This window comes from Bradyrhizobium sp. McL0615, assembly GCF_049993905.1.
Lineage (GTDB): Bacteria > Pseudomonadota > Alphaproteobacteria > Rhizobiales > Xanthobacteraceae > Bradyrhizobium.
Map to the genome: position 1 here is coordinate 3,412,887 of NZ_CP188254.1, position 20,201 is coordinate 3,433,087.

General features: G+C 61.4%; 17 protein-coding genes. 8 read left to right on the plus strand and 9 right to left on the minus strand.

Features of this window, described 5'->3' with window-relative positions:
- Positions 1-104: 104 nt before the first annotated feature.
- The 7 genes from ACPPVP_RS16160 to ACPPVP_RS16190 form a co-directional block, all read right to left on the minus strand.
- On the minus strand, positions 105-716 hold the full coding sequence (locus ACPPVP_RS16160) for a hypothetical protein (RefSeq protein WP_426535932.1): 612 nt from the start codon (positions 714-716) through the stop codon (positions 105-107).
- On the minus strand, positions 713-1,561 hold the full coding sequence (locus ACPPVP_RS16165) for an ABC transporter permease (RefSeq protein WP_426535934.1): 849 nt from the start codon (positions 1,559-1,561) through the stop codon (positions 713-715). Before ACPPVP_RS16165 ends, ACPPVP_RS16160 begins: the two co-directional genes overlap by 4 nt.
- Entirely contained in the window at positions 1,558-2,307 is a 750-nt protein-coding gene (locus ACPPVP_RS16170) for an ABC transporter ATP-binding protein (RefSeq protein WP_426537881.1), read from the minus strand. Before ACPPVP_RS16170 ends, ACPPVP_RS16165 begins: the two co-directional genes overlap by 4 nt.
- 68 nt (positions 2,308-2,375) lie before the next feature.
- Positions 2,376-3,380: a YVTN family beta-propeller repeat protein gene (locus ACPPVP_RS16175; protein ID WP_426535936.1), complete on the minus strand. Its 1,005-nt coding sequence runs from the start codon at positions 3,378-3,380 to the stop codon at positions 2,376-2,378.
- Entirely contained in the window at positions 3,365-4,546 is a 1,182-nt protein-coding gene (locus ACPPVP_RS16180) for an ABC transporter substrate-binding protein (RefSeq protein ID WP_426535938.1), read from the minus strand. The genes ACPPVP_RS16175 and ACPPVP_RS16180 overlap by 16 nt, the downstream gene beginning before the upstream one ends.
- A gap of 116 nt (positions 4,547-4,662) precedes the next feature.
- Positions 4,663-5,508, minus strand: coding sequence for an S-formylglutathione hydrolase (fghA, locus tag ACPPVP_RS16185; RefSeq protein ID WP_426535940.1), 846 nt, complete (start codon positions 5,506-5,508; stop codon positions 4,663-4,665).
- Positions 5,509-5,539: 31 nt separating this feature from the next.
- Positions 5,540-6,160, minus strand: coding sequence for a response regulator (locus tag ACPPVP_RS16190; RefSeq protein ID WP_426535942.1), 621 nt, complete (start codon positions 6,158-6,160; stop codon positions 5,540-5,542).
- Positions 6,161-6,391: 231 nt separating this feature from the next.
- Here ACPPVP_RS16190 and ACPPVP_RS16195 point away from each other — a divergent pair, with 231 nt between their 5' ends.
- Complete coding sequence (locus ACPPVP_RS16195) at positions 6,392-7,759, plus strand: histidine kinase (RefSeq protein ID WP_426535944.1); 1,368 nt, start codon at positions 6,392-6,394, stop codon at positions 7,757-7,759.
- Positions 7,760-7,884: 125 nt separating this feature from the next.
- Entirely contained in the window at positions 7,885-10,320 is a 2,436-nt protein-coding gene (locus tag ACPPVP_RS16200) for a TonB-dependent receptor (RefSeq protein WP_426535946.1), read from the plus strand.
- Positions 10,321-10,430: 110 nt separating this feature from the next.
- Here ACPPVP_RS16200 and ACPPVP_RS16205 read toward each other — a convergent pair whose 3' ends face one another.
- Positions 10,431-11,399 (minus strand): helix-turn-helix domain-containing protein, encoded by a 969-nt coding sequence (locus tag ACPPVP_RS16205; protein WP_426535948.1) that lies wholly within the window; start codon positions 11,397-11,399, stop codon positions 10,431-10,433.
- A 414-nt stretch (positions 11,400-11,813) separates the two neighbouring features.
- Between ACPPVP_RS16205 and xoxF5 the strand changes: the two genes are divergently transcribed.
- From xoxF5 to ACPPVP_RS16235, 6 genes are all read left to right on the plus strand, one after another.
- A complete protein-coding gene (xoxF5, locus tag ACPPVP_RS16210) occupies positions 11,814-13,619 on the plus strand; it encodes a lanthanide-dependent methanol dehydrogenase XoxF5 (RefSeq protein WP_426535950.1) in 1,806 nt (601 codons plus the stop codon).
- A gap of 108 nt (positions 13,620-13,727) precedes the next feature.
- Positions 13,728-14,207 (plus strand): c-type cytochrome, methanol metabolism-related, encoded by a 480-nt coding sequence (locus tag ACPPVP_RS16215; protein ID WP_426537883.1) that lies wholly within the window; start codon positions 13,728-13,730, stop codon positions 14,205-14,207.
- 73 nt (positions 14,208-14,280) lie between these two features.
- The gene (locus ACPPVP_RS16220; RefSeq protein WP_426535952.1) at positions 14,281-15,387 is read left to right on the plus strand and encodes an S-(hydroxymethyl)glutathione dehydrogenase/class III alcohol dehydrogenase; all 1,107 of its coding nucleotides are present in this window, start codon (positions 14,281-14,283) and stop codon (positions 15,385-15,387) included.
- Between the two features lie 33 nt (positions 15,388-15,420).
- Complete coding sequence (gene gfa, locus ACPPVP_RS16225) at positions 15,421-15,990, plus strand: S-(hydroxymethyl)glutathione synthase (protein ID WP_426535954.1); 570 nt, start codon at positions 15,421-15,423, stop codon at positions 15,988-15,990.
- A gap of 283 nt (positions 15,991-16,273) precedes the next feature.
- Positions 16,274-17,449, plus strand: a complete 1,176-nt coding sequence (locus ACPPVP_RS16230; protein WP_426535956.1) for a fumarylacetoacetate hydrolase family protein — start codon at positions 16,274-16,276, stop codon at positions 17,447-17,449.
- A 35-nt stretch (positions 17,450-17,484) separates the two neighbouring features.
- A complete protein-coding gene (locus ACPPVP_RS16235) occupies positions 17,485-18,654 on the plus strand; it encodes a Gfo/Idh/MocA family protein (protein WP_426535958.1) in 1,170 nt (389 codons plus the stop codon).
- 160 nt (positions 18,655-18,814) lie between these two features.
- On the opposite strand, the gene ACPPVP_RS16240 is transcribed toward ACPPVP_RS16235, so the two are convergent.
- Positions 18,815-20,125 (minus strand): ABC transporter substrate-binding protein, encoded by a 1,311-nt coding sequence (locus ACPPVP_RS16240; protein ID WP_426535960.1) that lies wholly within the window; start codon positions 20,123-20,125, stop codon positions 18,815-18,817.
- Positions 20,126-20,201 lie beyond the last annotated feature (76 nt).

Sequence of the window (20,201 nt, forward strand, 5' to 3'; positions counted from 1 at the left end):
ATGCAAAGTAGAAATGAGCGGGCTCGTAGCACTCGGACGCGCTAGCGTGCGGGTGATGAGGCGGTCCGTCGTCCCGGTCCAGCCTGATCTGATCCTGCCGGCGACTATTCGATTTCCTGCTGAATCGTTCGTCCAAGAGCGAACAGACGCTGGTCGATCGCTGTCGGCACTTCGCAAACGAATTTGATGACGCGGCTGCGGTCTTCGAAGATGCGCGTCTCCCAAACGAGCTGATTGCCGAGGTCGCCGATCTTTGTCTGGTCGGGCGGCGCTTCACTCTGCAGCGCCTGCAAGGCTATCGTGTCGGAGCGGATCTTGTCGGCAGCCTCGCGCTGCTTGCGGGTAATGCGCTCCAGTCCATTCAGGACCTGGGAGCGCTGCCCGTTGAGTACGTCGAAGAGGCCGGCAAACAGCAGTTTTCCGCTTCTGGTCTTGTCGGTTGCCGCGTTCAAATGTTCAGTGATCGCTTTTTGCGCTTCCTCAAGGGCGGTTCGCCTTGCCGCCAGCTTTGCGACCAGTGAGCCGACCGTGGCGTCTTCTCTCCATTTGCCGGAGACGTCGTCGAGCGGTGGGCCTGCCCATACCGCGGCAAGCGATATCTCAGGCACCTTGGCCTGGGCGCACGGCCAGTCCGGATAACGCGGATCGGCGGCGTGGGCGAACCTGATCGTCGCCGCAGCGACCAGCCCTACCGCAATCGCAGTCCGATATTTCATGTCTCGCCTCCGGCCGGCCCGCGGCGGATCAGGCCGCGCGAAGGATCGTAAGCGTAAATGGCGCCGACCATGAAGGCGATCGTGCAGCCGCCGACAACCGCAAGCGACGTCCAGTTGATTTGTCCATACAACGCAAAACGGATCAGTTCCACCGCATGCGTAAACGGATTGAACAGGCAGACATAGTAGAGCATCGGGCTGCTCTCCAGGATGCGCCACAGCGGATAGAGCGCCGAGGACGCGAAGAACATCGGAAAGATGACAAAGTTCATCACGCCTGCGAAATTCTCGAGCTGCTTGATGCCGGAGGAGATCAGCATCCCCAACGCGCCGAGCATCAGGCCTGACAGCACCAGCGCCGGCAGCACCGTGAAATAGCCGGCCGGCGGCGGCGCGATATCCCAGAACCAGGCGATCAGCAGGAAGGCATAGACCTGAAGCAGCGAGACCGCGGTTCCGGCCAGAAGCTTGCAGGACAGCAGAAACCATCGCGGCAGCGGGCTTACCAGCAACGTCCGCATATTGCCCATCTCGCGGTCATAGACCATGGACAGCGAGGACTGCATGCCGTTGAAGAGCTGGATCATCGCCATCAGGCCGGGCGCAATGTAGACCTCGTACAGGATGTAGGTCTCGTAGGGCGGGATGATGGAGAGGCCGAGCACCTGACGGAAGCCGGCGGCGAAGATGAACAGCCACACCAGCGGCCGCACCAGTGCGGAGATGAAGCGTTCGCGCTGATGCAGGAAACGAAGCGCCTCGCGCCAGACAATGCCGTTCAGGCAGGTGAGATATTCGGCGAGCGAGAAGCCGCTCCGGATCGGCGTTGTGGTTGCTGATGTCATGACGTTAAGCTCCCGTCTGGTGCGGTGGAGCCGGTCAGCCGCATGAATGCCGTGTTGATATCGCTGCCGCCGGCGGCGGCGATAACCTGCGCGACTTTGCCCTGGGCCAGAACCCGCCCCTGATGCAGGACAACGAGATCATCGTTCGAACCGATCTCGTCGAACAGGTGCGTCGCCCACAACACGCTTATTCCCTGCTCGGTAACGAGCTGGCGGACATGGTTGAGAATATCGGCGCGCGCCTTGACGTCGAGGCCGACGGTCGCCTCGTCGAGCAGCAACAGGCGCGGGCGGTGCAGCAGCGCGCGGGCGATTTCCAAACGCCGCATCTGGCCGCCGGAGAGGTCGCGCACCTTGCTGCCGGTGCGGTCGGCAAGGCCGATGCGCGCCAGAACTTCGCGGCTTCGTTCGCGGGCATCCTGCCTGGCGATGCCATGCAAGGCGGCGTGATACAGCAGGTTCTGCGTCACCGAGAGGTCGAGATCGAGCGTGCGGGGCTGAAACACCACGCCGAGCAGCCGCAAGGCTTCGCCCGGCGCACGTGCGACGTCGTGGCCGAAGATGCCGATACGCCCGCGCTGGATGCCGAACAGCCGCGTGATCAGCGAGAACAGCGTGCTCTTGCCGGCGCCGTTCAGGCCGAGCAACGCCGTGAAACTTGCCGGCGCGACGGAGAAGCCGATGTCGATCAGGGCCTGACGGGCGCCATAGGAATGGCTGATGCCGTCGATCGACAACGCAGGCATCGCCGCGGCTTCGGGCTGGGAAGGGATGTCCTGTGTGTTCGGACCGGCGGAAAATGCGTCAGTGGCCGTCATGGTTGCGCAATCGTGATACCCCAGGGCAGTTCGCCGACCTGGATTGTCTTGATGACCTTTTGCGCGGCGACGTCAATCACCGAGACGTCGTTCGACACGCCATTGGTAACCATCAGATATTTCTCATCCGGGGTGAATGCCATGTGCCACACCCGCTGTCCCACCAGCAGATATTTGGTGACCTTGTAGCTGGCGGTATCAACGACCGCGACGCGGTTGGCAGGGCCGAGCGCGACGAAAGCGGTCTTGCCGTCTTTGGTCATGCCGATGCCGACCGGCTGGATGGCTTCGCTCCGCAAGCCCGGAATCTCGAATTTAATCTTCTTCGTCACCTCCCGCTTGACCGGATCGATCACCGAAACGGTGCCGCCGATCTCCGATGATATCCAGACTTCGGAATTGTCACGCTTGAACTCGGCGAAGCGCGGGCGCGCATCGACCAGCACATTGGCGACGATCTGGCGCGTCGCAGTATCGATGAAATGCGCCATGTTGGTGGTCTCGGACGTATTGATCAGAATTTTGCCGTCCGGGCTGATGGCCATGCCTTCCGGCTCGACACCGACCTGGATGTCGCCGAGGCGCGCGCGCTTCTCGACGTCGATGATCGTCACCGTGTTGTCGTTTTCGTTGGCGACGTAGAGGATCTTGCCGGCCGCATCGAGGGCGAACAGTTCGGGATCTGGGCCGGAGGGCAGGGTATCGACGACCTCCTGCTTCGCAACGTCGATGACCTGAATGCTGTCATCGTCACCGACGGCCACGAAGACAAACTTGCTGTCTCGCGTGAACTCGATGCCGCGCGGCCGCTGGCCGACCTTGATGGTCTTGGTGACGGTCCAACTGTTCGTATCGATCACCGTTACGGTGTTGCTCTTTTCGTTGGAGACATAGGCGATGAAGGCCGAGGCGGGAGCCGCCGTCGCGAGCCAGACAGCCATTCCGGAAAGCAGGCAATGACGCCACATACGCAATCCATCCTCCTTTATTGCAACTTGCATTTGGTTTCCGGCCGATCGACACCAAGCGTATCGAGTTCCGACACCTGGTGCAGGAAGCCTTCCTGCGGCGAAACCGAGACTACCATGCGTCCATCGACCAGCAGGATCGGTTGGCGAAGCTGCAGGTTCCAGTCCCTCAGTGTCAACCGCTGACCCTTGAACGCCGCAATGGAAAAGTCGGGACCCTTAAGGAAACCCGATACCGCCTTCGAGTCACCGGACCTGGTGCGCGACGTCGCTTCGCCGATCATGCGTGCCGCCGTCCAGGCCTGCATGTCCAATGCCGTCATGTGCCGCGAATTCAATTTTAAAAAGCGGTTCTGGATCTGGATCGCGCCCCACTGATCGTGCGCGGCGTGCCAACTGGTTGGAACCAGCCCCGCCGAGCCGGCGACCGGTCGCGGATCCCAGGTACGGTAGGGCAGGTAAGACGCGAACACCTCGCTTTCGTCCGCAGCGACGAGGACGTCATAGGCCGGCGCCTGCTGGGTGAACACAGGCATTTGCCGCTGGATCAGGGTGACGCCGCTGTCGGTACGGCGGGCGCCACCGGTATCCTCAAAGGTTCGCTCCTGAACGATCTTGGCGCCGAAGCGCGTCGCGGCGCGGCGCAACGCGTCCGCGTACAGCCTGTCCTGGTCATGTGAACCAACGACGAACAGCCAGCGCTTCCATTGCTTCCACACCAGATACTGGGCGAGTGCATCTGCGAGCATCGAACGCGTCGGTGCGACATGGATCACATTGGCGCGGCAATCCTGCTCGCGCAGCCGGTCGTCGATCGCACCGGCGTTCAACAGCAGCGTGCCGCGGTCGCGGAGCGCGTCGGCTGCCTTCAACAACTCGTCCGCCGGAAGGTCGGCAATGATGAAGCCGTTGCGTGCGGCAAGCGCGGCTGCTGCCTTCGCGACGTCGTCATTCTCTTTGAGCCGAACTTCTTCGAGCGTGAAGCGCTGGTTGAGGAACTTGCCGGTGGTGTTGTTGTCCTCCACGGCCAGGCGGGCGCCGGCAATTCCGTCGTTCTCGGCCGGCAGTTCGACGAGCGACAATTTCGCCTTGACGCCGGCGCGGCCGAGATAGCCGATGCCGATCTCGGTTGGGTCCGCCGCGAGCACGGGGGTAGCCGCGATGCAGAAAACGATCGCAGCGACCGACCATCGGATCATGGCTCCTCCCTGACAGGCCTTTTTCACGCAGCCGCGTGGAAGGCTCTAGGCTTGAACCATGACCAAATTGTCTTGGCTTGCAACCCAATTCTCCGTTGGGACGGCATCACGCCGCATCAGCCCTTCAGGCGATCCGCGTGCCAGCGCAGATGATCGGACATGAACGTCGAGATGAAGTAGTAGCTGTGGTCATAGCCGGGCTGCCGGCGCAGGGTGAGGGGGATCTTGGCCTTCTCGCACGCGGCCTGCAGCAGCTCCGGGCGGAGTTGCTCGGTCAGAAACGGATCGGCATCGCCGTAGTCGACCAAAAGATCGGAGGCTCTGGCGCCGTCCTCGATCAGCGCAACGGCATCGTGCTTGCGCCATGCTTGGCGGTCGCTGCCGAGGTAGCCGCCGAGCGCCTTGATGCCCCAAGGCACCTGCGAGGGCGCGACGATCGGAGCGAATGCGCTTGCCGCGCGATAGCGGTCGGGATGGCGCAGCGCGATCGTCAGTGCACCGTGACCGCCCATGGAGTGACCGAGGATGGATTGTCGACTGGGGTCGACGGGAAAATTTTCGGCGACCAGTTTCGGCAATTCTTCCGTGACGTAGCTCCACATGCGGTAGTTGCGCGCGAACGGCTCCTGCGTCGCATCGACGTAGAAACCGGCGCCAAGTCCGAAATCATAGGCATTGGCGGGATCGCCGGGCACGCCTTCGCCGCGCGGACTGGTGTCGGGCGCAACGAAGATCAGTCCAAGCTCGGCGCAGGCGCTGCGGAATTCACCCTTTTCCGTCACGTTGGCATGGGTGCAGGTCAGGCCCGAGAGATACCAGACCACCGGAAGCCTGGCGCCGGCGGCGTACGGCGGAACATAGACCGAGAAGGTCATGTCGGTCCGGGTTTCGCGGCTGGCGTGTCGATACACACTCTGCGTTCCGCCGTATGCCTTGTTAAGCGAAACGGTCTGCATGGTCATGATGATGCTTGTCCTGCGCCGCGCAGCACGATCACGCCACGCCGCTTTCGATTGCGAATCGTACCAGCTCGGCGGAGGTGCGTACGCCAAGCTTGTGGCGCATGATCGACGAGGTGTTGGCGACGGTTTTGTAGGACGAATGGACCAGCCACGCGATCTCGGAGAGGCTCTTGCCGACACTGAGCAGGCGCAGGATTTCCATCTCACGCGAGGTCAGCTTTGAAAGCGGGCTCCGGGCGAACGACGGTCTTGCGAATGCGATACTTCGCGCCATCGCCGGCGGCAGATAAACCCCGCCCTTTGCAACTTCATGGATCGCCTCGACAAGGTCCTGGGGATCCCCGGCCTTGGAAACATATCCCTTGGCACCGACTTCGATGGCGCGCGCGGCGAATACCGGATCATCGTTCATGCTGAAGATAATGATACGTGCAGACGCGTCGCGCGCGAGGAGGCGCCGTGCCAGTTCAAACCCGGAAACCGTCGGAAGGTTGATGTCGAGTACGCAGATATCCGGTTGCCGTTCGTCGAAAACGCGCTCGCCACTCTCCGCGTCGGAGGCTTCCAGTATGTCGATCTCGGGATCGTCCGCGAACAGGGCACGGCACCCCGAAGCAACGATGCGATGATCATCAACAATCAGAACGCGCATTGACATTGATCCCGAACACCCGCGTCACTCCCGTTGCTGCACCGCATCAGGCGAAACACCGGCGCAGTCTTCGGGGCGGTACCTGCCATCGATGATCATGCAACCCGGGCGATGTTGCTATACGCTTCGATTAGATAGACGCCTGTTTTGTCTGTCAACGCTCCCCGCGATAGGGAACTGAAGACGACTTCGCTCCCAGACAATCGCGATTTCGCTCCTGGACAAAAGGCTATGTGGCAAAATTTTTCCTTGCGCGCCCGGATCAACTTGCTGCTCGCGCTCGTCCTCACGCTCGGTTTAGCCGCCAATATTGCGCGACTGGTGCTCGAGGCCGGGCCTCGCGTCCAGGCCGAAGATCAAAGCGTCATACGGCTGGCGCGTGAATTTATCGATACGATCGTTGCGGGACTGAATGAGGCGCCGGACGCCGAAGCACGGCTGAACCAGATCGTTCACGACCTCAACCGGCTTCGCCATGTCAGTATCACGCGGCAGGGTGAAGCGGTCGAGATTTCAGGGGCTGCGGCCAACCCCGGCGACAATGCCGATGCGCGCTCGCCGCCGGCATGGTTTGTCGCGCTTGTTCACCCCGAAAAGACCACCGTGAACGTTCCGATCTCGATCAAGGGAAAGCCGGGTTCGCTGCTGATCACGTCGCATCCGAACGACGAGATGGCCGAGATCTGGGATGGAATTATCACTCAGCTCCAGATCGGCACCGTGATTGCCATCGTGCTCTTCCTCATTACGACCAGGGTCGTCAGCCGGGCGCTTGCGCCGATCCAGACGTTGTCGGAAGCAATGACGAAAATTGAAGCCGGTGGCTATGACACGCGGGTGAAGCCGGATGGCCCGCCAGAACTCGTTGCCATTTGCGACAAGTTGAATCACCTTGCGGCCACCCTGGGCGACGCGGTCGACGACAAGCGGCGTCTGGCCGAGCGCGTCGTCTCGCTGCAGGATGTCGAACGCAAGGAAATTGCACGCGAGTTGCACGATGAGTTCGGGCCCTATCTCTTTGCGTTGCGGGCCCATGCCAGCGCGCTGATGCGGATCGCAGATGCAAGGGATCCGAACGTGGAGGCCACGCGAAAGCACGGCAGCGCCATACTGGAACAGGTAAATGCCTTGCAGCAATCCAATCGGCGGGTTCTTGAAAAGCTGCGGCCCGCGGGGCTGACGGAGCTTGGCCTTCACGAAGCGCTTGGCGCGCTGCTGCGTCTATGGGGAGAGTCGCATCCCGACGTTGCGATCGAAACAGCGATCTCGCAGTCGCTGGGCGACACAGGAGAGACGGCCGATTTGACGATCTACCGCACCATTCAGGAGGCGCTGACCAATGTCTTTCGCCACGCGGGCGCTACCCGCGTCAATGTAACTGTTGAGCCTGTCGAACAGCCTTCGGGACTGACGGGACGAGGCGGTGCGTTGGTGCGGGTCCGCGACAATGGCAGCGGACTGAGGCCGGATCACAAGCTGGGCTTCGGGCTCACGGGAATGCGCGAGCGAATCCTGGCGCTGGGTGGTTCGCTCACGATTGCTTCCGCAGATAATGGCGTAACTGTGGAGGCGGTGATTCCGATGGACGCGCGTTACTGAGTCGGGAATTTTTCCCGTTCTGTCCGGGACGTTTTGATAGTGCGCGATTTGATTGACGTTCTAAGATCATCCTCAACTAACCGGCGGGGACCAATGTGGCCGGTATGGAATGGGGATGAAACAGAATGGGCGCTCGATTCCTGTTTGTTGGGACACTATCGCTATGTCTCGTTCCCGGGAGTCACACTGCGCAGGCCCAAACTGTGTCAGGAGACAGTGAGGTCTTGCCGGCCATCGAGGTCACTGCCCCAACGACATCAGCCAGACCAGCGGCCAGGCCGGCCAGCGGCAGTACCGCGCCGCGAGTTACCCGCAACGTGCGCAGGGTTCTTGTCTATCCGACCGCGCCGACGCCGCAGGCCCGCGTGGGAATTGATGTCGAAAAGGTGCCGGCAGCGATCAACGCGGTCGGTGCCGCGCAGATCGCGCGGACTGACTCATTCGACATTGGCGTCGCATTACAACAACAGGTGCCGGGTGTCATACTCAGCGATACGACCGGCAATCCCTTTATGCCTGATGTACAATTTCGTGGTTTCGTTGCGTCGCCGGTCGCCGGTACGCCTCAGGGGCTTGCAGTTTATCAGAACGGGATGCGCATCAACGAAGCGTTCGGCGACACCGTCAATTGGGACCTAATTCCGACCGCCGCGATCAGGTCGGTCACGGTCGTGACCAATAACCCGGCGTTCGGCCTCAATGCGCTCGGCGGGGCGGTCAACGTGCTGATGAAGGATGGCTTCAACTACCATGGTGCCGAAATCAACACGATGGGCGGCTCCTTCGGGCGCATCCAGAGTTCGGCGCAATATGGCAAGCAGGTCGACAATTGGTCGGTTTACGGCGCGCTCGAAGGCCTGCGCGACAACGGATATCGCAATTTTTCGGAATCGGCGATCCGGCGCTTCTATGGCGACGTCGGCTATCGGACCGATAGCAGCGAGTTCCATCTCAACTTCGGCGTCGCCAAGAACAATTTCGGCGCGTCGGCCGCGGTGCCGGTCGAACTGCTCCAGAAATACTGGGGCGCGACCTACACGACGCCGCAGACCACGGACAACCGCGTTGCCTACGCCAACCTGACCGGAAAGGTCGAGGTGACGCCGACCTGGACCATCGACGGCTCGGTGCGCGTCCGCGCGTTCCGGCAGAAGACGGTGGACGGAAATCCGACCGAGACTCAACCGTGCGCCGCCGATCCGGGGCTGCTTTGCTTCAACGACGACGCCTCGCCGGCAAATGGCCTGAACGGGGTCCAACTCGCAAATCCTTTCCCGGCCGACGCCATACTGGGGGAGATCGACCGGACGACCACCCGTTCGACCACGACCGGGGCGACGCTGCAGGCCACCAACACCGACCAGTTGTTCGGGCACAACAACCAGTTCATGGTCGGTACCAGCTTCGATTCCGGCGTCACCCGCTTCGGTGCGATCGGGGAACTGGGCACGATCGGCTCAAATTACGTCGTCAGCGGCAGCGGCATCTTCCTTGGACCATCAGGCACCCCGATTTCAATCGGCCCGGTCTCGCTTCGCGCCACCAACCGCTACACCGGCCTCTATGCACTCGATACGTTCGACGTGACGGACCGGTTTTCGATCTCGGGCGGCGGCCGGTTCAATTATGCAAGCATCAACCTTCAAGACCTGATCGGCACCGATCTCAACGGCAGTCATACGTTCAGCCGGTTCAATCCGATGATTGGCGGCACTTACAAGGTTACGTCGGAAGTGACGGCTTATGCCGGATACTCAGAAGCCAATCGCGCGCCGACCCCGCTGGAACTCGCCTGCGCCGATCCAGCGCGCCCCTGTATCGTCGCCGCATTCCTCGTCGCCGATCCGCCGCTGAAGCAGGTCGTGTCCCGCACCGTCGAAGCGGGCTTCCGCGGCACCAAGGAGCTGAATATCGGCACGCTCGGCTGGAAGATCGGCGGGTTCCGCGCGACCAACGCCGATGACATCTTGGCGATACCAAGTCCGGAGGTGCAGGGCTTTGGCTATTTCCAGAACGTGGGCAGGACACGGCGGCAGGGTATCGAGGCGCAGGTGAATCTGACATCGAAGGCGCTGCAACTTTATGCCAGCTATACCCTCGTCGATGCGCGCTTCCTCGATGCCTTGACGCTCAACTCTCGCAGTCCATTCGCCGATGCCGATGGCAATATCCAGGTCGTGCCGGGTAACCGGATTCCGTCCATCCCGCGCAACCGGTTCAAGTTCGGCGCTGATTATTCGATCACCGACGCCTTCAAGGTCGGCGGCGATGCGCTGTTCGTCGCCAGCCAGTATTTTGCCGGCGATGAATCCAACCAGGCGGCGAGGCTGCCGGGGTATTCGGTTTTCAACCTGCACACCTCGTATCAGATCAACAAGACGTATCAGATCTACGGCCGCGTCGATAATATCTTCGACAATCGCTATTCGACGTTCGGGACGTTTTTCCAAAGAGGGGACATACCGAACTTCGCCAATGGCGGCGCGGAGTTCACCGATGCTCGCACCGTCAGCCCGGCGCGGCCGCGCGCCTTCTATGCGGGGTTGAAGGCAACTTGGTAATGTCGTGCAACAATCATCGCGTCAGACACGGCGGGAGGACACGAAGCGATTCGTCGCGATCAAAGATCCACGGCAGCGCGTCAGCTTGCCGCACGGCTTTGACGTTCGCGTCAGGAAGCGTCCGGCAACGGATCGGCGCAGTGCGCCTTGTGGATGGCGGAGGGCACGAATCCAAAATGCTTCCGGAACACGCGGCTGAAGTGCGACGAACTGGAAAAGCCCCACGAAAATGCGACGTCCGTGATCGTCTTTCCGTTCTGGGTCTCCAGCTCCTGCCGGCAGTGCAGCAGCCTGGCCCGCCAGATATAATCGCTGACGGTCATGCCCTTGTCGCTGAACAGCATGTGCAGGTAGCGCTTGGTGCAGCCCAAGGCCGCCGAGATCTGGTCGATGCAAAGCTCCGGGTCGCGCAGATGTTCGCGGATGAAAGCCTGAGCCCGGATGTACATCGCCTCGGGACCGACGCGATCGAACATCGTGTCGGCCTCGCGCAGCGGCAACAGCAGCAAATCGATCAGCGAATCAGCGACGCCGATGGCGTTGTAGGGCGACAGCTTGTTCGCTTCGTCAAACGCGGTGTGCACGAAGTCATAGGCGATGCGGCCGGTGCCCGTTCGCGCGGACAGCTTGCACGGCAACATCTTCGCCGTGCGGAAGCCGCGTTCGTGCAGCAATTCCTTTGGCACGATCACGACCTCGTGCCGCGTCAACGACGGGCTGACGATCGTGTGCGGACAGGAGACGTCATAGGCGAGACAATCGCCGGGCATGATGTCGATGCGACGGCCGCCCTGTTCGAAATGCGAGATGCCGAAGGTCTGGAACAGAATCTTGACGTAGGGATGTTCGCTCAGCTTCGTGCCTGTAACCGTGTGCGCGATGCGATGCTGGCTTGCCTCAATCTGACACAGCTTCAGCTGCGAGACGGTGGTGTAGTTAATGCGCGCCTCGAGCGAGGAGGCTTCCAGCGGGTCGATATCAAACTGACCGCAGAGATCGGTCAGCGCATCTGACCAAGTTTGGATCTGCTTCTTCGGCGCCAACCCGGAAGTACTGAGCGAGCGGACTGTATCGGACATGGTCCAACCACCGATTCGAGAACAGTCCGCGACCTCGGCAAAAGCTTCGGTCACAGGACGCTACATTTGATTCAACCTAAGGCAGTCCCAAGGAAATCCCAAAGGAAGTCGCGCAGATTCTTCCCAATATCCCTTTGACAATCCTCCAACTTAGTTTCGGCTGCGTCAAGGGGAACCTCAAGCTCGGAACGCGCTGCGGCTTGTGGGAACAAGCCCACGATTGATGCTTCGCAACATAAGAAGGCGGCTCCCGGCGACCCAAAATTAAAAAGTTCATTGGGTTTCGCTTTTGAGCAAACGCGGTTCGCTCTTGGGCAAGTTTCCCGTTTTCGAACGGGATAAGAACAGGGACCAAAAATGGAAAATGGGCCGTCTCGGCGGAAACCCAAAACTTTAATCTCGGAGGAAACCATTATGCGCAAGGTGCTATCCGCTGCCTGTCTCGGCGCCATGGCGACGTTCGCCGTGGGCGCTGCATATGCCAACGAAGAGCTGAGCAAGATGGCGCAGAACCCGAAAGATTGGGTGATGCCGGCCGGAGACTACGCAAATACACGCTACTCGAAACTGAACCAGATCACCGCAGCCAATGTCGGCAAGCTCCAGGTCGCCTGGACCTTCTCGACCGGCGTGCTGCGCGGCCATGAAGGCGGGCCGCTGATCGTCGGCAACATGATGTACGTCCATACGCCGTTCCCGAACAAGGTCTACGCTCTTGACCTTTCGCAGGAGAACAAGATCGTCTGGAAGTACGAGCCGAAGCAGGATCCGAACGTCATTCCGGTGATGTGCTGCGACACCGTCAATCGCGGCGTGGCCTATGGCGACGGCAAGATCTTCCTGCATCAGGCCGACACCACCCTGGTCGCGCTCGATGCCAAGACCGGGCAGGTGGCGTGGAGCGTCAAGAATGGCGATCCGGGCAAAGGCGGCACGGGCACCTCCGCGCCGCTCGTCGTCAAGGACAAGGTCCTGATCGGCATTTCCGGCGGTGAGTTTGGCGTGCAATGCCACGTCACGGCCTACGATCTCAAGACCGGCAAGCAGGCCTGGCGCGCCTTCTCGGAAGGGCCGGACGACCAGATCATGGTCGATCCCGTCAGTACCACCGAACACGGCAAGCCGGTCGGCAAGGATTCGAGCCTCAAGACCTGGCAGGGCGACCAGTGGAAGATTGGTGGCGGCTGCACATGGGGCTGGATATCCTATGATCCCAGTTTGAACCTCGTCTACTACGGCTCCGGCAATCCCTCGACCTGGAACCCGAAGCAGCGTCCGGGCGACAACAAGTGGTCGATGACCATCTGGGCGCGTAATCCGGATACCGGCGTGGCCAAGTGGGTCTATCAGATGACGCCCCACGACGAGTGGGACTATGACGGCGTCAATGAAATGATCCTCAGCGACCAGCAGATCGGCGGCGCGGAACGCAAGCTGTTGACCCATTTCGACCGCAACGGTTTGGGTTACACTCTGGATCGTTCCACCGGCGAACTCCTGGTCGCCGAGAAGTACGATCCGAAGGTCAACTGGACCTCTGGCGTCGACATGAACAAGAGCTCGCCGACCTACGGCCGTCCCAAGGTGCTCGATCAGTACTCGACCGAAAAGGGCGGCGAAGACAAGAACACCAAGGGCATCTGCCCGGCAGCGCTCGGCAGCAAGGACGAGCAGCCGGCAGCCTATTCGCCCGATACGCAACTGTTCTACGTGCCGACCAACCACGTCTGCATGGACTACGAGCCGTTCAAGGTGAGCTACACCGCAGGTCAGCCCTATGTCGGCGCGACCCTGTCGATGTATCCGCCTCAGGGCGAAAGCCACATGGGCAACTTCATTGCCTGGGATGGCAAGACCGGCAAGATCGTCTGGTCGAACAAGGAGCAGTTCTCGGTATGGTCGGGAGCGCTCGCGACAGCTGGCGGCGTGGTGTTCTACGGAACGCTCGAAGGCTATCTGAAGGCAGTCGATGCCAAGACCGGCAAGGAACTTTACAAGTTCAAGACCCCGTCGGGCATCATCGGCAACGTCACGACCTATGAGAACGGCGGCAGGCAGTATGTGGCCGTGCTGTCCGGCGTCGGCGGCTGGGCGGGTATCGGCCTTGCCGCAGGTCTGACCGATCCGACAGCAGGTCTCGGTGCGGTCGGTGGCTATGCCGCGCTGAGCAACTATACCGCGCTCGGCGGCACGCTCACCGTGTTCGCACTGCCGCAGTAAAGCAGGACCACCTCGTCCGGCGCGTGGCTCGTTCCACGCGCCGGTTGATCTAGATCGAATTTCGAGGATGAGCTCTTGCGTACAATTTGGTTGATTGCAGCCACTCTCATGCTTGTGGCGCCGGGATCGGTTGCCCACGCGGCGGACGATCCGACCGCCGTCAAGTCCGAGGATGGCAAGTATCTCGACAAGGAAGGCACTCCGACTTTCAAGGTCGCGCCTGACGGGACGGTCGATTGGTACACCTATTCCGGATACCGTCGCTATCACTCCGAATGCCATGTCTGCCATGGCCCTGACGGGATGGGATCGACCTACGCGCCGGCGCTACAGGATTCACTGAAGACGATGAGTTACGGCGATTTTCTCGGTGTGGTTGCCAGCGGTCGCAAGAACATCAGTACCGCGCAAGAGAACGTCATGCCGGCGTTCGGCGATAACCCGAATGTCGCCTGCTACATGGACGACCTCTACATCTATCTGCGCGCCCGCGCGAACGACGCGGTCGGCCGCGTGCGGCCTGCCAAGCGTGAAGACAAACCCGACGCCTACACCGAGGCGGAAAAGGCCTGCATGGGAGCCAAATGATCATGCCGAGCATGCGAGATCCGCGTCCCGGTACGTCCGTGCAGTGACTTGAAGAGAAAATGTGGAGTTTAGAATGAAGACCCGCGCCGCTGTCGCATTCGAGGCCAAGAAGCCTCTTGAAATCGTTGAGGTCGATCTGGAAGGCCCGAAGGCCGGAGAGGTCCTCGTCGAGATCAAGGCGACCGGAATCTGTCACACCGACGCTTACACGCTCGATGGCTTCGACAGCGAAGGCATCTTTCCGTCGATCCTCGGTCATGAGGGCGCCGGCATCGTCCGCGAAGTGGGACCTGGCGTCACGTCGGTCAAGGCCGGCGATCACGTGATCCCGCTCTACACGCCGGAATGCCGCCAGTGCAAAAGCTGCCTGAGCCAGAAGACCAATCTCTGCACCGCCATCCGCGCCACCCAGGGCAAGGGGGTGATGCCGGACGGCACCTCGCGCTTCAGCCATAAAGGCAACCCGATCTACCACTATATGGGTTGCTCGACCTTCTCGAACTTTACCGTGCTGCCGGAGATCGCGGTGGCCAAGATTCGCGAGGACGCACCCTTCGACAAGAGCTGCTACATCGGTTGCGGCGTGACGACGGGCGTCGGCGCGGTGGTCAATACCGCCAAGGTGACACCGGGCTCCAACGTCGTCGTGTTCGGTCTCGGCGGCATCGGGCTCAACGTGATCCAGGGTGCGAAGATGGTGGGCGCCGACAAGATCGTCGGCGTCGACATCAACGACGGCAAGGAAGACTGGGGCCGCCGTTTCGGCATGACCCATTTCGTCAACCCGACCAAGGTCAGCGACATCGTCCAGCATCTGGTCGGGCTCACCGACGGCGGCGCCGACTACACCTTCGACTGCACCGGCAACACCAATGTGATGCGGCAGGCCCTCGAAGCGTGCCACCGCGGCTGGGGCGTCTCGGTCATTATCGGGGTCGCGGAGTCCGGCAAGGAAATCGCCACCCGGCCGTTCCAGCTGGTGACCGGTCGCGTCTGGAAGGGCACGGCCTTTGGCGGCGCGCGCGGCCGCACGGATGTGCCGAAAATCGTCGACTGGTACATGAACGGAAAGATCGAGATCGATCCGATGATCACACACGTCCTCAAGCTCGAGGAGATCAACCAGGGATTCGACCTCATGCATCAAGGCAAGTCGATCCGTTCGGTTGTCGTGTTCTGATTTAAAGACTTCAAACACAAGGAGGACAGGCCCATGACTGCTCATATCCATCCATCGGTTGATAGCGGCGTAAAAAAGGGGTCGGGCAGCTTTGCCGGCGGCACCCTTGTCTGCAAATGCTCGGACAGGCCGGTCAAGGTCGCCATCAAGGGCGACGTGGCCCACAACCACGCTTGCGGCTGCACCAAGTGCTGGAAGCCCTCCGGCGCGGCGTTCTCCGTCGTCGCCGTGGTTCCGCGCGACAATGTGAAGGTGACCGAGAACGGCGACAAGCTGCAGATTGTCGACGCGTCGGCGACCATTCAGCGCTATGCCTGCAAGGCCTGCGGCACGCATATGTATGGCCGGATCGAGAACACCGGGCATCCATTCTATGGCCTCGACTTCATCCATCCCGAACTGTTCCAGGAAGGCGGCTGGGCGGCTCCCGGGTTTGCCGCGTTCGTGTCGTCCGTGCTGGAGTCCGGCGTTCAACCGGGCGAGATGGATGGCATCAGGTCCCGGCTGAAAGAACTCGGGCTTGAGCCCTATGATTGCCTGTCACCGGCCTTGATGGATGCCATCTCGAGCCATGTGGCGAAAAGCAAGGCGAAGGCGGCCTGACGACGGCGCTTGAGCGGACCACCACTGCTGCCGGCGGGTGAAACACCCGCCGGCCTTTTTATGTTGCGCCGCGATAAGGCTGGAGCGTTTTCCAGCGAAAGCCTGCCCCGGATTTGATCCGGGGTGATGACCGGTTCGCGTCTAGAAACGCGTCAAAACAAGAATCCAGGGCCCCGATTCCATCGGAACGGGGCCCCAGGGCGGAAGGAGTTGACCCGTCGCGCGGTTCCCCTCTATGCACGAGGCAGCCTTACAAGATGACGACCTCGCAAGGACCCGCCCGATGCAGATCGCTACCAACGCCGCCTTTATTCTGCCCGACGATTTCGCAAGCGCCGCGCTGATGGGGAGGGTCTGGCGACCCGATCTCGCCGGTCCGTCGGTGGTCGCGATCCGCGAGAACGGCGTGTTCGACATATCAGACGAATTCCCCACCGCCAGCCAGCTTGCGGCCTCCGATCCGGCCGAAGCGTTGCGCGCCACGAAAGGCGTGCGGATCGGCGCGCTGCAGGATATTTTGAACAACACGCCGCCTGACACCCGTGATCCGACCAAGCCGTGGCTGCTGGCCCCGATCGATCTGCAGGTGATCAAGGCGGCCGGCGTCACCTTCGCGGTCTCGATGCTGGAACGGGTGATCGAGGAGCGCGCGCGCGGCAATCCGGATTCGGCGGTGGCGATCCGGGCCGAGGTGACGCGGATCGTCGGCACCGACCTGTCGCAACTGAAGCCGGGCTCGGCCGAAGCCCAGCACGTCAAGGATGTACTGGTTTCCCAAAATGCCTGGAGCCAGTATCTCGAAGTCGGCATCGGGCCGGACGCGGAGGTGTTTACCAAGGCTCCCGTGCTGTCGGCGGTGGGCACCTGCGTGGATGCGGGCCTGCATCCGAAATCGACCTGGAATAATCCGGAGCCCGAGGTGGTGCTGGTGGTGACGAGCGAGGGCCGCATCGTCGGCGCGACGCTTGGCAACGATGTCAATCTGCGCGACTTTGAGGGACGCTCGGCACTGCTGTTGTCCAAGGCCAAGGACAACAACGCGTCCTGCGCCATTGGTCCATTCGTGCGGTTCTTCGACCGGGACTTCACGCTCGACGACGTCAGGAAGATGGAGATCTCGCTGGAAGTGAAGGGGCCGGAGGGTTTTGTCCTGCACGGCGCATCTTCCCTGACCCAGATCAGCCGCGACCCGGCCGACATCGTCGGGCAGACCATCAACGAGAACCATCAATACCCTGATGGTTTCGTGCTGTTCCTCGGCACCATGTTCGCCCCGATCCAGGACCGTGCCGCGAAGGGGCAGGGGTTCACCCATGTGGAAGGCGATCTGGTAACGGTCGCAACCCCAAAACTCGGCCGGCTGACCAACCGCATGCGCCACAGCGGCGATTGTGAACCCTGGAAGTTCGGCCTGACCGAGCTCTTCGCCGCATTGATGCGCCGCAAGGGTGTCAGCTGAACTAGCCTCGACGACAACCCGAAGGCACTCGCGCAATGGCGAAAATCAGGATCGGTCTGGCCGGCTGCGGCTTCGTGTCCGAGCTGCACATGCATGCCTACCGGCGTGTTTACGGCGTCGATATCGAAGTCAGGGCCGTCGCGGCAAGAGGCGACCATGTCGTCGAGTTTGCCCGTCGTCACCAGATCCCGACGGCGTATCGCAGCTTTCGTGATTTGATCGCTGACGCTGATCTCGATGTCATCGACATCTGCACGCCGCCCAATTTGCACACGTCGATGATCGTCGATGCGATGCAGGCCGGCAAGCACGTGATCTGCGAAAAACCGTTTGCTGGCTATTTCGGGCGCGAAGGCGACAAGACGCCGATCGGCAAACATGTACCCAAAGCACTGATGTACGAGCGGGTGCTGGAGGAAATGGCCGCGACCCGCGCGGCGATCGAGAAGACCGGCCGGCTGTTCATGTATGCGGAGGACTGGATCTACGCGCCGGCAGTGACCAAGACCGTCGAGATCCTCAAGGCCACGAAAGACAAGATCCTGTTCATGAAGGGGGAGGAGAGTCACTCCGGCTCGCATGCCGCGCACGCCGCGCAATGGGCGATGACCGGCGGCGGCTCGCTGATCCGGATGGGGTGCCATCCGCTTTCGGCGGTACTCTATCTCAAGCAGGTCGAGGCGCGCGCGCGCGGGGAGACGATCACGGTTGCGAGCGTGACGTGTGACGTCGGCAACGTCACGGCGTGCCTGCGTCCGGAAGAACGTGCCGTGCTCAAGGCCAATCCCGTCGACGTCGAGGATTGGGGCATGCTCACGGCCACCTTCTCCGACGGCACCAAGGCAGCGGTTTTTTCCGGCGACATGATCCTCGGCGGCGTGCGCAATCTGATCGAAACCCATACCAGCAGCGGCGCGCTGTTCGCCAACATCACGCCGAATACGCACATGATGAGCTATCAGACCAGCGAGGAGAAGCTTGCAGGCGTCTACATCACCGAGAAGGTCGACCGGAAGACCGGCTGGCAATATGTCTGCATCGAGGAAGAATGGACGCGCGGCTACGTGCAGGAAATCCAGGATTTTATGGAATGCGTCGCCACCGGCCGGCAGCCGCTCTCGGACCTGGCGCTGGCCTTCGAGACGATCAAGGTCAACTACGCCGGCTACTGGGCGGCGGAGGAGGGGCGGCGTGTGACGCTCTGAGGCTTTGGTGATTGCTGAATAACACCCATCCGGGCCACATGGTTCGAGACGCGCGGCGTTGCCGCGCTCCTCACCATGAGGATCTGGCAGTTTGCGCGATGCAAGACCTCATCCGAGGCTCGGCGCCAGCCGTGTCTCGAAGGATGAAGCCCCGACAACGCTACACCGCATACACCGATGATTTCGGCAGCGGAAACACCGGGTCCTGCGTCCTGATGTTGGTCGGCCAAACCACCGAGATGTGCTCGCCCGCGTTCTGCATCACCACCGGGGTCGAGCGCTCGTTCTGGCCGGAGAGCGGCGTGCCGGGCCGATAGAATTTTACGCCGTAGCCCTGGATGGTGCCGCCCGCGGGGATATCCACGTCGAGCGCCGCCTTGCGAATGGCCTCGGGATCGAAACCGCCGTATTTCTCCTTGGCGACCGGCAGCACGTTGTTGAGCAGGATCCAGGTCTGGTTGAAGCCCATCGAGCAGTGCGGCGGAACGTCGGTCGCGCCGGTCTTGGCCTTGTAGCGCTCCACCATGATCTTGGTGAGGTCGCCGACCCCGGGCGCGAGTTTCGAAGCATCGAGCAACTGCGCGGGCACCGGATCGATGTTGCAGAAATTGTCGATGTCGGCGGCGAACGTCGCACGCAACTTGTCGAGTTGGCTGTAGCCCGCGCCGGCGCCGAACAGCATCTTGAACTTGAGGCCGTTCTCGCGCGCCTGACGCAGGAACAGGGTGATATCGGGGTTGTATCCTGCGTGCGAGATCACGTCGGCTTTGGCGCGCTTGAGCTTGGTCACCAGCACGGAAAGATCGGGGGCGGATGCGGAATAACCTTCCTTGAGAACGACTTGCAGGCCGGCTTCCTTGGCATAGGCTTCGTCGGCGGCGGCAACGCCGACACCGTAAGGGCCGTCCTCGTGGATCAGCGCGACCTTGACGTCCTTTGGCTCCATGCCGAGCTTGGCCTTGGCATGTTCGGCGATAAATCCCGCAAAGGCCTGGCCATACTGGTCGGAATGGATCTGCGCCCGGAAGACATATTGCAGGTTCTTGTCCTTGAACACGGCGGTCGAGACCGCGGTCGTAATCCAGAGGATCTTCTTCTGCTGCTCGACCTTGGCCGCGAGCGGGACGGCGTGCGAACTTGCAAAGACGCCGTTGAGGATGTCGACCTTCTCCTGGTCGATCAGACGGTTGGCCTCATTGATCGCGACATCCGGCTTGCTCTGGGAATCGACGGCGACGGGAGCGACCTTGTACTTGCCGCCGACGCCGCCTTTCTCGTTGACGAGGTCGATGGCGATCTGTGTACCAATCGAAGAAGCTACCGATCCGCCCGCCGCGAACGGCCCGGTCAAATCGTAGATCAGCCCGATGCGTACGGTCTCGGCTTGGGCCTGCGCGCGTGTCCAATCGAGGCTGAATGCGGCGGCGGCAGCGGCAGAAGTCTTCAGAAGCGTTCTGCGTGAAGTCGGCATCGTGTCGTCCTCCCACTGAATTATCGTTATCGCCTGGACCGGTTTTTCCGGCTTTCGGCAAGTATTTGGACAATGC